General features: G+C 55.5%; 14 protein-coding genes. 7 read left to right on the top strand and 7 right to left on the bottom strand.

What is annotated here, in order from left to right:
- Positions 1 to 153 precede the first annotated feature (153 nt).
- Positions 154 to 1380, top strand: coding sequence for a multidrug effflux MFS transporter (locus tag KDX30_RS04705; protein WP_231675126.1), 1227 nt, complete (start codon positions 154 to 156; stop codon positions 1378 to 1380).
- A gap of 675 nt (positions 1381 to 2055) precedes the next feature.
- Here the strand turns inward: KDX30_RS04705 and KDX30_RS04700 are convergent.
- From KDX30_RS04700 to KDX30_RS04675, 6 genes are all read right to left on the bottom strand, one after another.
- A complete protein-coding gene (locus KDX30_RS04700) occupies positions 2056 to 3351 on the bottom strand; it encodes an OprD family porin (RefSeq protein ID WP_231675125.1) in 1296 nt (431 codons plus the stop codon).
- A 293-nt stretch (positions 3352 to 3644) separates the two neighbouring features.
- On the bottom strand, positions 3645 to 4340 hold the full coding sequence (locus KDX30_RS04695; RefSeq protein ID WP_231675124.1) for a DUF4286 family protein: 696 nt from the start codon (positions 4338 to 4340) through the stop codon (positions 3645 to 3647).
- Positions 4341 to 4361: 21 nt separating this feature from the next.
- Complete coding sequence (locus tag KDX30_RS04690) at positions 4362 to 5255, bottom strand: fumarylacetoacetate hydrolase family protein (RefSeq protein ID WP_231675123.1); 894 nt, start codon at positions 5253 to 5255, stop codon at positions 4362 to 4364.
- Positions 5256 to 5258: 3 nt separating this feature from the next.
- Positions 5259 to 6059 (bottom strand): fumarylacetoacetate hydrolase family protein, encoded by an 801-nt coding sequence (locus KDX30_RS04685; protein WP_231675122.1) that lies wholly within the window; start codon positions 6057 to 6059, stop codon positions 5259 to 5261.
- The gene (locus KDX30_RS04680; protein ID WP_231675121.1) at positions 6056 to 6856 is read right to left on the bottom strand and encodes an IclR family transcriptional regulator; all 801 of its coding nucleotides are present in this window, start codon (positions 6854 to 6856) and stop codon (positions 6056 to 6058) included. The genes KDX30_RS04685 and KDX30_RS04680 overlap by 4 nt, the downstream gene beginning before the upstream one ends.
- A 286-nt stretch (positions 6857 to 7142) precedes the next feature.
- Complete coding sequence (locus KDX30_RS04675) at positions 7143 to 8321, bottom strand: fumarylacetoacetate hydrolase family protein (RefSeq protein ID WP_231675120.1); 1179 nt, start codon at positions 8319 to 8321, stop codon at positions 7143 to 7145.
- Positions 8322 to 8441: 120 nt separating this feature from the next.
- On the opposite strand from KDX30_RS04675, the gene KDX30_RS04670 reads away from it, so the two are divergent.
- From KDX30_RS04670 to KDX30_RS04645, 6 genes are all read left to right on the top strand, one after another.
- The gene (locus tag KDX30_RS04670) at positions 8442 to 9419 is read left to right on the top strand and encodes a LysR family transcriptional regulator (RefSeq protein ID WP_231675119.1); all 978 of its coding nucleotides are present in this window, start codon (positions 8442 to 8444) and stop codon (positions 9417 to 9419) included.
- Positions 9420 to 9552: 133 nt separating this feature from the next.
- The gene (locus tag KDX30_RS04665; protein WP_231675118.1) at positions 9553 to 11100 is read left to right on the top strand and encodes a UxaA family hydrolase; all 1548 of its coding nucleotides are present in this window, start codon (positions 9553 to 9555) and stop codon (positions 11098 to 11100) included.
- A gap of 60 nt (positions 11101 to 11160) precedes the next feature.
- Entirely contained in the window at positions 11161 to 12741 is a 1581-nt protein-coding gene (locus KDX30_RS04660; RefSeq protein ID WP_231675117.1) for an aldehyde dehydrogenase (NADP(+)), read from the top strand.
- 273 nt (positions 12742 to 13014) lie between these two features.
- On the top strand, positions 13015 to 14442 hold the full coding sequence (locus KDX30_RS04655) for an MFS transporter (protein WP_231675116.1): 1428 nt from the start codon (positions 13015 to 13017) through the stop codon (positions 14440 to 14442).
- A 165-nt stretch (positions 14443 to 14607) separates the two neighbouring features.
- On the top strand, positions 14608 to 15471 hold the full coding sequence (locus KDX30_RS04650) for a shikimate dehydrogenase family protein (protein ID WP_231675115.1): 864 nt from the start codon (positions 14608 to 14610) through the stop codon (positions 15469 to 15471).
- A 171-nt stretch (positions 15472 to 15642) separates the two neighbouring features.
- Positions 15643 to 16662: a Gfo/Idh/MocA family protein gene (locus KDX30_RS04645; protein WP_231675114.1), complete on the top strand. Its 1020-nt coding sequence runs from the start codon at positions 15643 to 15645 to the stop codon at positions 16660 to 16662.
- A 482-nt stretch (positions 16663 to 17144) separates the two neighbouring features.
- Here the strand turns inward: KDX30_RS04645 and lpdA are convergent, their stop codons facing one another.
- The gene (lpdA, locus tag KDX30_RS04640) at positions 17145 to 18545 is read right to left on the bottom strand and encodes a dihydrolipoyl dehydrogenase (protein ID WP_231675113.1); all 1401 of its coding nucleotides are present in this window, start codon (positions 18543 to 18545) and stop codon (positions 17145 to 17147) included.
- Positions 18546 to 18649 lie beyond the last annotated feature (104 nt).

The following is an 18649-nucleotide window of genomic DNA, read 5'->3' as shown; positions in this document are numbered from 1 at the left end:
AAAATCCAGAGGATTTAAAATCTATCATGACAACTCTTGTCCGCTCTTCAACTCAAGTGGCCTGTCAAGAGCACATCCTTCGCCTATCGAAAGGTTGGCCTCCAATTCGATGCCCTTCAAGCGTTTTTATGCAGCACGCAATGGAGATGACGCATGGAAGCTAAGGGCACACTGGCGGTTGCCGAAGCGCAATTGCCGCCAATTAGTCAGCCACTGACCGGGAGAATTGTGGCCCTGCTTGCAGGTTTAGCGGCTATCAGTACGCTGTCCACGAACATCATCCTGCCGGCGTTCCCTGTCATCGGTGAAGACTTGGGAGTAGGCGCTCGCGAGCTCGGCTTGACACTGTCCAGCTTCTTTATCGCCTTCGCCCTAGGCCAACTGGTGGTCGGGCCACTGGCTGACCGCTATGGGCGCAAGAAGCTGGTGCTGGGCGGACTCGCGATCTTCGTTGTGGGCACTGTCATTGGAGGCCTCGCCACCACACTCGATACGCTGATTGTAGGGCGCGTTATCCAGGCATTGGGCGTGTGCGCCGCCTCGGTGTTGTCGCGCGCAATTGCACGGGATCTGTTTGAGGGAGAGGCACTCGCTCGTGCCCTGTCGCTGACCATGATCGCCACCGCCGCAGCCCCAGGCTTTTCACCACTGGCAGGGAGTCTGCTGTCAGTCACGCTTGGATGGCGGGCAATTTTTATCCTGGTAGGGCTAGCCGCTATATCGCTCGCTTTTTTCTACGTTCGTGACCTTGGTGAAACCCATCCCGCCGACCGACGCGCCCTGCATTCAACCAAGAATGTAGTGCAAACCTATTGGCGGTTGATGCTGGATCGGCGCTTCATTCTTCCGGCCCTTTCGATGAGCCTGCTGATGAGCGGACTGTTCGCGTCGTTCGCCGCCGCACCCGCTATTTTGATGAAAGGAATTGGCCTGACGTCCTTGCAGACAGGTCTGTACTTCGCCTGCACGGTATTCGTTGTGTTCGCAGCCGGCATGGCGGCCCCGCGCCTGGCGCACCTTTACGGCTCGAGACTCATCACCACTCTCGGCATTGCCTGTGCACTGACAGGCGCAGGGCTACTCCTCGCAGGTCCGTCCGATCCGGGTCTTGGGTGGTATGCCCTTTCGATGGTCACGTTTCTTTGGGGCATGGGCCTGGCCAATCCACTGGGCACAGCTATCACCATGGGGCCTTTCGGAAATGTGGCCGGGATGGCTTCCGCTCTGCTGGGTTTTTTTTCCATGGGGGCGGCCGCACTGACTACCTGGCTGGTATCGGTACTAACTGTTGCGCCGGTCACGGCACTGGGCGGTGTACAGACCACAGTCTGCCTCATCGCGCTTGCGCTCTTCCTTTTCCGCGGCCGTCTCACGAAATAAACGCATCAAGACACTTTTGGCCGGCACCAACCTCGGCTTGGGTAAAACCATTGCGTAGTCACTCGCGACTGTGGCCTCGAAGCTGCGAGCCGCGGCACCGTGATTCTAGCGATATCTAAGGCCAGGCCAACGCGGTGCCACGTAAAACGCAATCGACTATCACGCGTTATCTATTCGAGGTTAGAAACGAGCACGTATATTATCACTGACCATCTTCTCCATGGCTGCTGCGCAAGATTTTTCCCCATTACAGGGGGGGCGTGCTAAACGAGTCACGTGGCGCACAACCTTAGCCATCCTTGCAGTTCGGGCATTGTAACTGAGGCTGTGGTAAGCCACTCCTCCAGATACACAGACTCGCATCAAAACGCCCACTTTTGAATGACGTAAACCTGGCTAGAGCTTCTACCCGTTTATCATTGGCCAAAATCGATATCAGGATGCAATGGCTTCATATGCAAAACATGTCAGCATGGGAGTAAGGAACTACACCTCTTGTGGTCCTACAATACGGCCGACCACTGCCTCTAATTTCTTGATTTATTCATACAATGCCAGACCTCTAACCCAGCTTGGCACCGAGCAACCAAGCAGTTCCGCTTTGGTAGGAAATATGAGGGTAGCGGCGCACCTGAATGCCGGCTACCTATCATCAAGTACAATCTAAAGGTCGCCCTATAGCAGACTAATAGGATAGTTAATAAAAATGCGGTTTTCATCAAACTCATTGGTACTGAAATCTCTTCGAACGCTCGAATTACGCCATTTAAGGCTGAGATTTTTCAGTGCACCAGATTGCACGACGTACGCCAATTCGGATTCTCGACCCCATTCTTTACCATCGGTGATCGAACCTGTGTGAACATTATCACCGCTGATATATCGGTTCATTAATGTCAGGCCCGGTACACCGAGTACTGCGAAGTTAAAGTCATGGCGCAGTTGCCAGGATTTCTCCCTGGCATTGTCGTAACTGGCGTTATAGCTGTCGTTAGCCAGGGTACCGCCACTGGTTCCGTTGACTCGCATCCAGGCGCTGTCGCCTGTGAGTTTTTGCAGGCCAACGTAGAAGGTATTACCGCCGTATTTGGCCGAGAGCAAGGCGAAGGCAGTCTTGTTGTCGAGGTCACCCGCCAACGCGCTGCCGCCTTCCTTGCCGCTGAAGAAGCCCAAATTGGCGCCCAGGGTCCAATCACCCACGGGCTGGCGTTGGGTGAGATTGACGTACTGTTGCTGGTAGATGTCGGTCAATTCGGCGTACCACAGACCGACCTGAGTACGCTTGTCGTTAAAAGTATATTCGCCGCCGCCAAAATTGAAGCGATCAGAGGTAAACGCTGCTCGGCCATTCATGAACATATCTTCCATGCTGGAGTCGTTGCGCGGGCTATTGCCGCGAAACTGTCCCCCATAGAGCGTCAAGCCAGCAATCTCGCTGGATGTCACCTGCCCGCCACGAAAGGTCTGCGGCAGCGAGCGACCATCGTCGGAGCGCAGGATAGGCAGAACGGGCATCCATTCACCCACCTTCAATTCGGTTTTTGACAGCTTGGTTTTCAGAGCCACCCCAAGACGGCCAAAATTATCGGCTGGTCGGCCGTCGTTGTGGATCGGCAACAGTTGGGAACCGCCGGTGCCTTTACCACCATCAAGCTTTTGAGAATAGAGACCCAATACATCAAGACCGAATCCGATCAGCCCGGGGGTATAACCAGAGCGAGCATCAAGGATGAAGCTCTGTGTCCATTCTTCGGCTTTATTCTGTGGCGCGGCGCTGTTTGGATAGACTGGATTAATAAAGTTACGATTGATGTAAGCGTTTCGAAAATTGAGGGTGGCGGTTGCGCCGTCAACCAAACTGCTTTTCTCATCGGCTTGGACAACGGCTGACGAAGCCGCGCAGAACGAAAAAGTCAGACCGATTACATATGGGTGTGCAGACATGCTGCGAAATACAACGGAGTGGTACATGATATTTCTCACAATGAATTATTATTGTTTTTGTTGCGACTTTTAGCTCGCAATTAAACTACCTATAAGCACCCCAAAGAACGATCGAGCGACAGCGGAAGATAATTTAATTGTTTTCAAACTCCATTTAATTGAGCAGCTTGTTATCTAGCAGTTTGATAAGGGGTTCACATTACGTTTAGCAAAATCCGAGCGTGTGCAGACGAGCCTGACTCAATGCCTGCAAGGGCACGCTCGAGGAACACAACAATAGAACTATGATTGAAGTTAAAGCTTGCTGAAATGCTCGGTGATCAACCTGCGCTTTCCGGCGTTTTGCAACGTGTGTATTCCAGTTGATACAGCGTGGTTTCCGGTCCCGTCGGTTGCCCTTCCAGAAGGCGTTGCAACTCAGCCAAAAAGGACTCGCCAGCGGCACGCACGTAGTCCGGCGCACAGCCTTCGATCATGACGATCCAGGCCGGTATCTGGGTCCCTTCGGCCCGGGCTTTTTTCTCTGCGGTTTCGACCTTGCTCACGACCTCATCAGCTACGCACAAATGCACGCCCGTGATGCCCTGTTTATCGGCGACGGGAGGCAGCACACCTTGACGTAAAGCGTCTGATACCGATTGATGTTGTCCTTCGATCACATCAAAACGCACCGTCAGCAAAAACGCGCCCTGCCCTACACCGCTGCTGTAAGTAACATCGCAAATAGATCGCGCGACGTTGCGATAGGACTTAACCGATTGTTGTGTCCATGGGGTCGGAGTGTTGAGACGAGATAAATAATCCTCCCCTCCCAACACTTGCACGGTGTCGGCCTCATAAAGGTTGAAATAGGTAGGCCCTGCATCCAGGGCGATGTATCTGCGCCCTCGCAGAAAGCCCGGGATGGCTGCCCGCTCTGGCATGTGTTCACGGTTATGCCACTCATAGAACTCGTCCCGCGCTTCGGGCAAAAGATCATGCCAGATCGCGACTACACCTGTTCCTGCAAGACTCATAGCGTTTTCCTCCAGCGATAGTCAGTCAACATTGGGGTGGCGACCGGCGCCCCATGCAGCGCCCATTTCAGCAACGTAAGGAACCACGGTCTGAAATTGCTCACCCAGCCCTTGGCCACCAACACGCATGGTGTCACCCGCCTTGAGAAATACCGGTGGTTTCTGCCCGAGCCCCACACCTGGCGGCGTACCGGTAATGATGACGTCACCCGGCATTAGCGGCATGAAGCGGCTGAGGTACGCGACAATATGTGCAACGCTGAAAATCATCGTCCGGGTATTGCCGGTCTGCAGACGTTTGCCATTCACGTCGAGCCAGAGGTCGAGTGTCTGTGGATCGGCAATTTCGTCGCGAGTGACCAGCCAAGGTCCCAGTGGCGCGAAAGAAAAACCGCTTTTGCCCTTGGTCCACTGACCCTCGTACTCAAGCTGATAGGCTCGCTCGGAAACATCATTGGCCAGGCAATAACCAGCAATGTGATCCAGTGCCTGTGACTCATCGATCTGCCAGGCGGGCGTGCCGATGACAATGGCCAGCTCGACCTCCCAATCAAGCTTCTCAGCCCCGGTCGGTAAAATGACAGGGTCATTGGGTCCGCTGATGGATGCAGTGTGTTTGTTGAAGACCACCGGTTGGTTCGGAATAGGCGTGTTCGTTTCAGCCGCGTGATCGGAGTAGTTCAGACCGATGCAAATCAGGTTCGGTACATTACCGACGCATGGACCAAGACGTGTGCCGGGCGCCACCTCCGGTAGCTTTTCAACGTCCACAGCACGCAGTTTCTCCAGTACTGTCGGGCTCAGGGCCGACGCATCGATGTCATCGACAATGCCCGAAAGATCTCGAACGACTCCTTGTAAATCCAGGATTCCCGGTTGTTCCTGACCCGGTAAACCAAAACGAACTAAGCGCATTTTTTACTCCTCCAGCGTTGAGAAATGGACAGACAATGAGCCTGCTTCGCCGAACTGAACATGCAGTGGCTGATTAACAGGCACATCGAGAACACCTGCATAGGACCCGGTGATTACCACCTGCCCTGCTTGCAGCCCTATCCCTTGTGTAGAAAGAAAATTGGCCAGCCAGATGATCGGCAGCAGCGGATCGCCGTCCGGGTGGCGGCCCTTGATATTCAGTCGCTCTTCCGTTGCATTGCGTAGCGTGATATCCAGCTCAGAGGGCATGCGGCCAGAATCCGGCAGCGTGATCGCCTCGCCAAGAACCAGGCCGTGATTGAATAGGCCATCCGCGAGCAGTTGCTCAAACGGCAGGGTGTGTGGGTCTGTGTACCGGCAGTCGATCACTTCCAACGCCAAGTGCACCTCGCTGATCGCAGCCACAATCTGCGCAGCTGTATAAGGCTCGACACGTGCTGGCAAATCATGGGCCAGGACGCACGCAAGTTCTGGTTCGATGCGTGCCTTACCGGCGTCAGCTGCCAATTGATAACGTTCACCTTTTACAATGCTGTCGCTGTAGATCGGGGCAACGATCCACTTGCCAGCCGGGGGTAACGCACACTTCCACCCCCCCACGGTTTTTCCAGCCAATGGCCCGACCTGCTGCTGGATGGCAAACCCCTGTGCGAGGCTGCTCGGCAGGCTCGAGTCTGGCAAGGATGGCAGCCGGACACCCTCTAGCCGTGCACGTGCCAGAGCGGCGGCGGCGACTTGCAGTGCGGCTCCCACCTCGGGCCCTGCGGATGCGAGGTCACTCATACGCTCTCCGAATGCACATTGTTCTGCCGCGGCCAGACCGTTCCCAGCTTGTTGGCTGCATCTTCGAGCAGAGCATGCAATTGGTCATAACGTTCAGGCTGCATGCGCAAGACCGGGCCGGCGATACTCATGGTGCCAACCACCGTACCGGACGGAATCAGCTTGACCGGTACGGCAATCGCCCAGACACCCGCCTCAGCTTCTTCAATGACCAGGCCATACCCGCGCTTGCGGGTCAGCGCCAGTTCGGCCAACAAACCTTCGATGCTGTTGACCGCTTTCGGCCCCTGCCCAGCGTCAGCTTTCCCCAACCCGCTGCGCAGCGCGTACTCAACTGCCTGTTCATCAGGCATGGAGGCCAACCAGGCTTTGCCGTTGGCAGTGGCATAAAGATTGATGGGTTGATCCATCGCGGGCGAATACATGAGTCCCGGCGCAGCGCCTTGGGCCGAAGACAGCCAGGACAGAGTGCCCTCGTTGACCACCGTCAACCGCACCAACTCATGACATTGAACAGCCACGTGCTCGATGATCGGCTGGACCAGTTCAGGCAAGCCGATTCCATGTAAATAGCGCTGACCCAACAGCGCCAGCTTCAATGTCAACCGGTATTGCGACGTGGCTTCATCCTGCTCTGCCCACCCTTGCTCGACTAACTGGGCAAGCACTCGATGAGCGGGCCCCTTCTCCAGGCCCAGCTCGGCTGCGATATCGGACATCCGCATCCAGCGAGCTGCACGTGCCAGCAGCTCGATCGCTTCCAGACAGCGGTCAACAGCACCTTTCACGACTCTCATATTTTTCTCTGCTTCTCTTTGACAACGAGGTGAATGTGAGCAACATTGTTCGTACTGGAACGCTGTTCCAATAGTATGCAGGCGCTACCCGATAAGTCAAATCCACTGTGTCTGACCCGCCTCATCGGCGTAAAGATCAATGTTGAGGCGCTCTTCAGGAGATGCGGACGCAGGGAGGACATCTGAACAGCCCCTTCGAAGATGGCCCTTTTTGAAATAGATGTGCGCCTGTGCAGGTTCATTTTTTGCGGAAGAACGACCAATGCCTCTCACCCACTTGCCTCACCTACAGAAGCCCGCGCGCCGAAAGATTGTGCATCATCGCTCGCAGGCCGAACGTCCAGGGCGCCGCCTTATGACTGTAAGTGACGGTGTTGCGCAGTGTGCCCAGCAACGGCGTACCGATGCTGACCTCATCGCCGCGCTTATGGGTAAAGCCGCTTCCCGGCTTCTCACGATCCTGAGTCGGCGCAAACAGGGTTCCGAGAAAAAGCATGAAACCATCAGGGTATTGGTGATCGCCACCGACAGTCTGGGCCACCAGATCCAGCGGGTCTCGGCTGATCAGCGCCATGGAACTGCTGCCTTGCAGAATAAATCCATCGTCGCCCTGAACGTGCAGATCCACTACGCAATTGCGCACGTCATCAAGGGTAAACGTGTCATCGAACAGACGAATAAATGGCCCAATCGCACAGGACGCGTTGTTGTCCTTGGCCTTGCTCAACAGCAATGCGCTGCGGCCTTCGAAATCCCGCAAATTGACGTCATTGCCCAAGGTGACGCCATGCACCTGGCCTCGACTGTTCACGGCGAGCACAATTTCCGGCTCCGGGTTGTTCCATTCAGACTTGTGATGGATTCCGATCTCGCTGCCGCTGCCCACTGCCGCCAGAACCGGTGCCTTGGTGAAGATCTCCGCATCCGGGCCGATACCGACCTCCAGGTATTGCGACCACATACCCTGCTCGATAAGCACGCCCTTGAGGCGCATCGCTTCTGGCGAACCCGGTTTGATGGCCCGCAAGTTATCGCCTATTGCGTCCTGCACCAGGCGGCGAACGCTTTCGGCTTTGGCAGCATCCCCTCGGGCCTGCTCTTCGATGACCCGCTCGATCATGCTGGACGCGAATGTCACCCCCGCCGCCTTGATGACTTGCAAATCTACCGGGGGCAACAGAAATGCCTTGCCGGGATCGCAATGGCTGCCTGTGTTGCCAAGCAACGCCTCGACAGTCCCGATGTACTTGCCAGATGCCTGACGAATCGCCAACAACGGCGAGGCATGCTCCAGCAATTCGCTAACAGTGGAAAAGACTTCAGAAAGGTCAAACACACCTTCCTCGTGCAACAGCACCGGCGAGGGTCCGGCAATGTCACCCGGGATCCAGGCTCGGCCAATCAGCGTTCCGGCCAGGCCGTCCACAGGCAAGGTGTTTTCGCGCGTCAATTTCAAGTTCGCCATAAAGCTTCCAGATCCGTCAGTCATCAGAGTCGTAAAAGTAATGGACCTTTTGCGCAAATCCCAATGAAAGAATCTCACTAATCAATGCTGTTTCGTTATCGACAGCCAAGGCCTTATTCGATGGACAATGATCAAATTACTTTTGGCGGTATTACCCGATGGCTAAAGATCAAACATTTGGTAATGGTCAATAGCCTGGCCAAGACGCGCAATATGCACACCACCGCAGAGCTGATGAATGTTACGCAACCGGCTATCAGTAAACTGCTTCGCGATCTGGAAGTCGTCTTGGGTTTCCCGCTGTTTGAGCGTCAAACGCGCCACTTGGTACTTACTGAACTAGGGGAGTTCGTGGCCCGCTACGCGCGCATTACCCTGGAAGACACGGAGTCGTTCATCGATCAACTTAACAAACTGCGTAAAGGCGGGCATGGTCATTTAAAAATCGGCACTATTTTTGCCGCAACATCAGTTGTGCTGCCCGAAGCCATTGCCAGTATAAAACGCGAGCGTCCCCTCCTTTCTATCGAGGTGATAGAACAAACCAGCAACCAGCTGCTGGAAATGCTCGAACAGAAAAAACTTGATTTGATCATTGCCCGTTTCACAGATGAACACTGTCAGCCTTTCGAATTCATCTCACTGGGGCCTGAACCCTTCTGTCTTGTCGCGAACAGCACCCACCCGCTGTGCTCGCTTGAGGAAGTCCCCCTCGAAGCGCTCAGTGAATGGCCGTGGGTCATGTATCCCTTCAACACCCCGATCCGACAACGCATGGAGCGCGCCTTTGCGATGTTCAAGATTGTCCCGCCAACCAACACAGTGGAGACCATTTCGATGCAAACCTTCCTGCAGTTGCTTCAGTCCGGGCCAATGCTCGCCATGCTTCCCGAGTCCATGGTCCAGTCACAACTGAACAATGGGCAACTTAAAATCCTCAACACTCCCTTTAAAGTTGAATCTCAGGATTATGGCGTTATCACTCGCAGAGATGAGCCGCTGTCAGAGCCGACGCGGACATTTGTGGCGACCTTATTAGAGTTCGCCAGACAGCGGCAAATCGCTGCGGAGAAAAAGCCTCGCCGCAGCGCCGCATAAAGTCAATGAGACAAAGTTATCGAGCAATCGAAAGCTGTCATTAGGCAGCCGTTTCTTTGAATTCTATAGTGCCCGCACAAAAGTGCAGCGCTATTAGCGACCGCGTACCAACCAGCAGCCCCGTGAGGATGCGATGGAACTGATCATGAAAACCGGCGCAGCAGCTGTGCTGCGTCTGAACTCGCTGGACGATGTGCTGATTGCACGTCGACCGCTGCTTGCTGGTGAAGTCCTTGAGCAAGAGGGGGTGACTATCCGGCAGGCGATCGTCCCTGGCCATAAAGTGGCCTCCCGGCGTATCGAAGCCGGTCAACCGGTAAGACGTTACGGGCAAATCATTGGCTTTGCGGTTGTCGACATAGAAGCTGGCGAGCATGTCCATGTACACAATCTGGCGATGGGTGACTTCGCTCGGGATTATGCGTTCAGCGTCGATGCGAAGCCCGACATCAGGCCGGTCGAGGCGCCGACATTCATGGGCATCGTCCGCGCGGATGGGCGAGTCGCGACGCGCAACTACATTGGCATTCTTACGTCAGTGAATTGTTCTGCAACGGTAGCCCGGGCCATTGCCGACCATTTTCGTCGGGACATCAATCCCGCGGCATTACAAGCGTATCCAAACGTCGACGGTGTTGTTGCGCTAACGCATTCAGCCGGTTGTGCCGTTGATCCTGCGGGGGACGGCCTGAGCATGTTGCGCCGGACATTGGCGGGGTATGCGACCCATGCCAACTTTGCGGCGGTGTTGGTCATCGGGCTGGGTTGCGAGACGAATCAAATCGATTCGTTACTCACCACCCAGGGACTGACCCGTAGCAATACGCTGCGCACGTTCAATATTCAGGACAGTGGCGGTACGTCCAAAGCCATCGCCAATGGTATTGATCAGGTGAAGCAGTTACTTGGCGAGGCCAATCAGATTCAGCGTGAACCGGTTAGCGCTCGCCATCTGACCGTTGGGCTTCAGTGCGGTGGTTCGGATGGCTACTCCGGTATAACCGCCAACCCTGCATTGGGCAATGCGGTGGATCGCCTGGTCGCCTGCGGCGGCACCGCGATTCTTTCAGAAACCCCGGAAATATACGGTGCAGAACACTTGCTTACGCGCCGGGCAGTCACCCGTGAAGTCGGCGAAAAGCTCATCGCTCGAATTCATTGGTGGGAAAGTTACTGCGAGCGTATGGGCGCCGAGCTAAACAACAATCCCTCCGCTGGTAACAAGGCAGGTGGCTTGACCACCATCCTCGAAAAGTCACTGGGCGCGGTGGCCAAGGCTGGCTCCAGCAACCTGATGGATGTCTACGAGTACGCTCAATCTGTCACTGCTACTGGCCTGGTGTTTATGGATACCCCCGGCTATGACCCCGTTTCCGCCACAGGTCAGGTCGCCGGTGGCGCCAACCTGATTGCGTTCACCACAGGTCGAGGATCGGCCTATGGCTGTGCCCCTGCCCCATCAATCAAGCTGGCCACCAATAGCGCCTTGTGGGCTCGTCAGCGAGAAGACATGGACATCAACTGCGGCGAAATAGCCGAAGACACGTTGACCATCGAAGAGTGCGGTGCGGCGATCTTTGCAACGATGCTGCGCATTGCCTCGGGTGAACGCAGCATGAGTGAACAACACGGATACGGACAAAATGAGTTCGTACCCTGGCAGATCGGCGCCGTCACCTGACTCCCAGTCTTGGGAACGCCTCGCCCAGCTATCTATTGCATCTACAACCTGGAGACAACGATGTCCCTCATCACCGGCCAGAATTTTATCGGCGGCCAGCGTAGCGCCGCCGGCGCCATTATCGTCAAGAGCGTGGATGCCAGCACGGGTGAACCCTTGCCCTATGCCTTTCACCAGGCGACTACCCAAGAAATCGAAGACGCGGCTCATGCAGCCTTCAATGCTTTTTCCAGCTACCGCACCCTGAGCGCAAGTAAACGGGCTGATTTCCTCGACGCCATTGCTGACGAGCTGGAGGCTTTGGACGACGAATTCATTGCTCTGGTTTGCCGTGAAACAGCCTTGCCTGTAGCTCGTATCCAGGGTGAACGGGCCCGTACCAGTGGTCAAATGCGTCTGTTTGCCAACGTACTGCGGCGTGGCGACTTCTATGGCGCTCGCATTGATCGGGCGTTACCACTTCGCAAGCCGATGCCACGCCCCGACCTTCGTCAGTACCGCACGGCAATCGGTCCGGTCGCGGTGTTTGGTGCCAGTAATTTTCCATTGGCTTTCTCCACGGCGGGCGGTGATACCGCCTCCGCGCTGGCGGCTGGCTGTCCGGTGATATTCAAAGCCCACAGCGGCCACATGGCCACCGCAGAACAGGTCGCCAACGCAATTATCCGCGCGGCCGAGCGCAGCGGCATGCCCGCCGGTGTCTTCAACATGATTTATGGCAGTGGCGTAGGCGAAGCTTTGGTAAAACACCCGCTCATCAAAGGCGTTGGTTTCACCGGTTCGCTCAAGGGTGGTCGAGCATTGTGTGATATGGCCGCCGCCCGCCCCGAGCCCATTCCAGTATTCGCCGAAATGTCGAGCATCAACCCGGTAGTGATCCTGCCCGAGGCACTCTCGCGTCGCGCCGACAGTATCGCTCAGGATCTTGCCGCCTCGGTGGTTCAGGGCTGCGGGCAGTTTTGCACCAATCCCGGGCTGGTGGTTGGCATTCATTCGGATGCTTTCACCGCTTTTCAGGACAGCGTGGCAGCGTTGATGAATGATCAACCGGCACAAACGATGCTCAACGCAGGCACTCTGCGCAGCTACGCCTCAGGCTTGCAGAACCTGCACGCACACCCCGGCATCGTGCACCTGGCTGGCAGCGCGCAACAGGGTCAACAGGCCCAGCCACAATTGTTCAAAGCCGACGTAGCGTTGCTGCTCAATGGCGACAAGGTGCTTCAGGAAGAGATCTTCGGCCCCACATCTATCTTCATCGAGGTCACTGACCAGACACAACTCAGCGCCGCCATCAAAGCCCTTCACGGCCAATTGACCGCGACCTTGATTGGTGAGCCAGAAGACCTGAGCCAATTCGCAGAGTTGACGGTTCTACTGGAAATGAAGGTAGGCCGTATCCTCATTAATGGCTACCCAACAGGCGTCGAGGTCTGCGATTCAATGGTTCACGGCGGCCCTTATCCCGCGACGTCCGACAGTCGCGGCACCTCGGTGGGCACATTGGCCATTGATCGCTTCCTGAGACCCGTCTGCTTTCAAAACTACCCCGATGCGTTGCTACCCGATGCTCTCAAGAACGCCAATCCGTTGAACATTTTCAGACTGGTGGACGGGCATCCTTCCCGAGACAGCTTGTAAAAGTACAGGCCTGCTAACAGACCTATAGACCACTTCAAAGGCAGCCGACAGGTGGACGAGTTTTGTCCTCCTGTCAGGTTGCTGTGCGCGGCTGAAACGTGCTGCTTCGCCCATTGGCGAGCCCAGAATTACGAGATTCGTTGCATGAATCCTGGCCGAATTTATCCTTGGGCTGATCCAGTAACTACTCCTTGACAGCAGCTTCCAAAAAGTAACAACATTACTAATGGAACATGGTTACAACAATAAAAATCCAAAAGACGGAGACACGTCATGAGTCAAAGCACACTGGTTGAGTCTCATTCCAAACGGCAGTCGAAGAAAGCCGCTGCCAGCGGCTGGATCGGGTCGGCTCTGGAGTATTACGACTTTTTCATTTACGCCACTGCGGCTGCCTTGCTTTTCCCGCAGTTGTTCTTCCCGTCAGATAACCCCACGGTTGGCATCATCATTTCGCTGGCCAGCTTTGGCGTAGGTTATATAGCCCGACCTATAGGTGCTGTGGTCTTGGGGCACCTGGGCGATCGACATGGCCGCAAGACCGTACTGGTCTACTGCATGTTCCTGATGGGCTTCTCAACCATCTGCATTGGTCTGCTTCCTACCTACCAGCAGATTGGTATATGGGCCCCTGCTCTACTGATACTGCTGCGTCTGATTCAAGGATTTGCCGTCGCTGGAGAGATGTCCTGCGCAAGTTCCATGATCCTGGAGCATGCTCCGGATGGACGTCGAGGTTACTTCGCAAGTTTTACGCTCCAGGGTGTGCAGGCCGGCCAGCTCCTCGCCGCTGCGGTTTTCCTGCCCCTTGCCCAGTTCATGCCCGCTGATCAATTTGCTGCCTGGGGCTGGCGAATTCCATTTCTGCTCAGCGCCGTGGTGCTCGTCGCCGGATGGATCATTCGGCGTGAAGTTCATGAAGCCCCAGTATTCGTCGAAGCCGTGACCCAAGGTGAGACCCGCAAATTACCAGTGGTCGAAGTGGTCACGCAGAACTGGAGAGATGTGTTACGCGTGATTTGCATGGCGCTTTCTGGAGTGCTTGCAATTGTCGCCTCCGTATTCGGCGCCACCTATGCAGTCCAGCCGGCCTACGGCATCGGCTTTCCTGCAGGCGTGTTCATGTGGGTGCCGGTGCTGGGCAATTTGTGCGCAGTCATCCTTATCCCCTTCGTAGGTAGGCTCTCGGACAGGATTGGTCGCCGCCCTCCGATCATTGTGGGTGTACTTTGCGGCGGATTGCTGTCATTTGCGTATCTCTATGCGATCAGTATTCACCAGATATGGCTTTCTTTATTTCTATCGGTACTCATGTGGGGTGTGGCTTACCAAGGTTTCAATGGTGTATTCCCGAGTTTGTTCCCTGAGCTATTCCGCACACGGGTCCGGGTAACTGGCATGGCAATTGGCCAAAATATAGGGGTGGCCTGCACAGGTTTCCTACCGGCCCTCTTCGTATCGATTGCACCTCCCGGCAGTGAAAATATCCCTCTCAAAATCGGTGCGTTGACGTTTGGTATCTGCGTCATCTCTGCGATTGCGGCCTTTACTACGCGCGAAACATTCCGGATTCGCCTGCAGGACCTGGGTGACCCCAATGCGGTCCCAATGTCGAAAGAGGAATACGAACGGGTGCAGGAGCAATCCAACGCAAAATCCGAAAGTAGCGAAGTCCAGCCATTGCCAGCGACTCGTTCCTGATGGCCCGTCTTGATACTCCCAGTGCGCTGTTCAATTTCTCTGCTCAGCGCTCAGAGTATTAGGGCGGCAACTATTACGGCATGAACTATGCGCACCTTGTCAGTAGTGGGTTCCGGCATGCCTTCTACTGATAATTGCTCGCCACTCTAACAACAGTAGGTTGACATGCATTCAGGTATTACCGGCAGCACTCGCATATACGGATTAATGGGTGCCCCGCTAAAGAGCGCCAAATCCCCGATGCTGCTGAACAAATTGTTTGCCGAAGCGCAGGCTAACGCCGTCTGCATTCCGCTGGAGGTCGGTCAGGGAGACCTGGTTGACTTTGTGAAAGGCATACGAGCCGTGAGCAACATGGCCGGGCTCCTGATCACCATGCCGCACAAGCAAAGCATGCTTGAAATGGTGAACGTCCTTGACCCCACCGCGCGTCAGGTCGGCGCAATCAATGTCATTCGTTGCGAAGCAAACGGGCGTTGGGTCGGCGCAGTATTCGATGGCTTAGGCTGTGTCCTTGGCATGCAGTGGGAAGGCCACGATCCAGCGAACAAAAACGTTCTTCTGGTCGGTGCCGGAGGCGCAGGCAGAGCGATAGCGTTTGCCGTCGCATCGGCGGGCGCCCGATCACTTACCATCTCCGATGTAGACGACAACCGCGCCCGGGACTTGGCAAAAGCCGTTGCTGACGACACAGGTTGCAGCACGCGCTCCGGTCCACCCGACCCACATGGGTATGAAATCGTGATCAATGCCACGCCCCTCGGCATGAGCAAGACCGACCCCATGCCAGTGGATCCCGAGCGGCTTGAGCCTGGCACCCTCGTTGTGGACATCATCAACTCTCCGGACCCGACAGCGCTTTGCGATGCGGCGCGTAAAAGAGGCTGTCTCACCCAGGATGGAAGCCCGATGCACAAAGGTCAGGCGTTGCTTGCCCTGCGTTTTCTCGGGTTCGATTACCAACCTGAAAAAATGACAGCTGCCGACGCCGAACTACTGCTGCCGTCGGCAGGTGATGCCGGCCGATAACGCAGAAGCGCGTCAACCAAAGCGGGAAAATAACCCGTTGTCTTCAAATCGAACAAAGGGAAAGACCATGAATAATTACAAGACTGCTGGACTCTATAAGGCGAGGCTATTCAACCTGGGCATTTCCTGTACCAGATGCCTGCCCGTGCACCGCGCCCGGAGTGAGTTCGTATGAAAGTTGCCTTGCTGGAAGTCAGCCATTGGCATGTGCCGCTTTATTTAAATGCTCTTGAGGCCAATGGGATCGAGGTGGTGGCCGTATCGGATTCAGAACACGTGAAGGGCGAAGCGATTGCCCAACGATTTAAATGCTCTTTATATAGCTCGCCCTACGAGTTGCTTGAGCGCGAAGAAGTTGATTTTGCTTTTGTGTTCGGTAGGCATTCGGAAATGCCGTCGCTGGCAGAGGCCGTGATCGCACGCAACATCCCCTTCGCCCTGGAAAAGCCCTGTGGCATCAACATGGCACAGGTCACACGGCTACGTGAACTGGCCGAACACGCCAATCTTTACTGCGCGGTACCGCTGATCTTCCGCATGAGTGAACTTCTGAGCGCACTGCAAGATGCCGAGGGCCGCCTGGCAACAGACTTCAACTACATGTCTTTCCGTTTCATCGTAGGTCCGCCCGCTCGATATGAAACAGCTGGCTCAGCGTGGGCCATCGATCCGGTTTTTTCAGGCGGCGGATCCACGATCAACGTGGCTACGCATTTCATTGATCTCTTCAGGCTACTGACCGGCAAGGAAGTTGCGCGCGTTTCAGCCGTCATGAATTCACTCACCCATCGGGGCGCCGTCGAAGACTATTCGTTGTTGACCCTGCAGACTGAAGATGGCGTCATCGGTGTTGTGGAAACGGGATACAGCTTCCCCAGTACCGCCGACGAACAGCGCGAGTTCTCCTTCACTCTTTCGTCCGATCACATGTATGCCAAATCCGGTCCCGACCGAATCGAAATCAGAGATCGACAGAATCTGTCTGCCGGCACTCGAAGCCGCCGACTACAATTGGACACCGACGTCTATTACCCCCTGTTCGTCAAGCAGGTGCTTACTGAATGCCGCAAAGGGGCCAAGCCAATTGCATCGTTACGCGACGCCGAGGCAATCATGCAGGTCATGGACGCGGCCTATGCCTCAGCTCGGCAAGGAGGTGTGCTTTTGACACTCACATCGACTCGGGATTGACTCGCTCCGCAGGGCAAGCTGGTAGAGACCGGATCGCTCGGACAAATACTTGACCACCCCGAGCACCCTTATACGCAAAGCCTTACGAGGCGGACTGATACCTAAGTCAATCAGCTGGATTGTAAAGCGTGAATGACAATACACGGCGACAGGTGTCACTGATCTCTAGACGATCTACCCGATCAGATCTACCGCGCGGTACAAACTCTTTGGCATAGAGCACACCGCGTGGAAGACCATTTGCCGCTACCTGATCGCCCTTGCGCTGTTCTTTATACGGGGCAGTCTTGTGAAACAAACGCGAATGAGCTGAGACCTTTTGGTTTTAGTATCCCTAATAAGCAACAGCGGGAGAATCAGCATTCACATCAAAGGTCGCATCGCGCTGATGTACGGCGCCAACCGTGCCTCGAAGAAGTTTCCTTGCATCACAAAAGGCGCGCCCCCGCCGCTAAGCTGAACCAATATGGCTTACGCTGTCATCAAAACTGCGTCGGCAACCCAATCACGCTCATTGAGGCCTGGCGCAGTGCTTCGGACCGAGTTGGGTGGGCGTGACTGATCAGTCCGATGTCTTCAGAAGAGGCAGAAAACTCCATGGCGACGCAAAATTCGGCGATCATTTCGCTTACATTCGGCCCTACCAGATGCACACCAAGGATTTCGTCTGTTCGCTCATCGGCCAGAACTTTGGCGAAGCCATCAGTCTCGTGATTGACCTTTGAGCGACTGTTGGCGCTGAACGGGAATTTCCCAATCTTGTAGGGGCGGCCATCCGCCTTGAGTTGCTCTTCAGTCTTGCCAACGCTCGCTAATTCCGGTCGAGTATAGATCACGTTGGGGATCAGATTGTAATTCACCTCACCGGCCTTGCCGACGATGCGTCCCACACATGCAGTGGCTTCGTCCTCGGCCTTGTGCGCAAGCATCGGGCCGGAAGTGACGTCACCGATCACCCAAACATGCTCTGCCGCCGTACGATGAGTTTTGTTTTCAAGCATGCCCCGCTTGTCGACCGTGAGGCCGATCGTTTCCAGCCCTAGCCCCTTGGTATAGGGCCGGCGGCCAATGGACACCAGCACGTAGTCGGCCTCGATCAGCTCGGCGTCGCCACCGTCTGCGGGTTCTACGCTGAGGTTTACACCGTGATCCGACGTGGTTGCGGTGGTGACTTTCGAGCGGAATTTGAACGTGATGCCCTGGCGGGAAAGTGAGCGTTGCAGTGTCTTCCCTGTCTCCAGATCTGTCCCGTGGGCGACGTGATCAAGGTATTCCACCACCGTGACTTTAGCGCCTAGACGCCGCCACACCGAGCCCAATTCCAGCCCAATAACGCCCGCGCCGATGACCACCAAATGCTTGGGAACTTCGGTCAGAGATAATGCCCCCGTGGAGTCCAAAATTCGCTTATTGTCTATGTCCACACCTGGCAGCGGCGTTGGCTCTGACCCGGTGGCGATGATGATGTCCTTGGCGTGCAGTTCGGTTTCCACACCCTGGGCATCGGTGACGATGACTTTGCCTGGCCCCGCAATGCGGCCCCAGCCTTTGATCCATTGCGCTTTGTACTTGCGAAAGAGGAACTCGATGCCCTTCGTCAGGGTAGTTACGCTGTCGCCCTTCTGTTTCATCATCTGCGCAAGGTTGAGCGTGGGAGTGACTTCAATACCGAGCTTGGCAAATTCTTCACCCACTGCTGACTCGTAGAGCTCCGACGCGTGCAACAGCGCTTTTGAAGGAATGCAGCCTACGTTCAGGCAGGTGCCGCCCAGCGTTTCCCTGCCTTCAATACAGGCCACGCTCAGCCCCATCTGACCGGCCCGAATAGCAGCGTTATAGCCGCCGGGACCACCTCCAATAATTACCACGTCATAAATGCTCATAGCTTTACCTCTCAACAAGTGGGTTATAGTTTTTTCTGTAGGCACGCCCGAGGATGACGATGGTCGCGATGCTGTTTCAGGCAATCCGCTAGCAGCGCTTAGCA

Source organism: Pseudomonas quasicaspiana (assembly GCF_021147825.1).
GTDB lineage: Bacteria > Pseudomonadota > Gammaproteobacteria > Pseudomonadales > Pseudomonadaceae > Aquipseudomonas > Aquipseudomonas quasicaspiana.
This window is presented reverse-complemented; position numbering and strand designations above follow the sequence as displayed.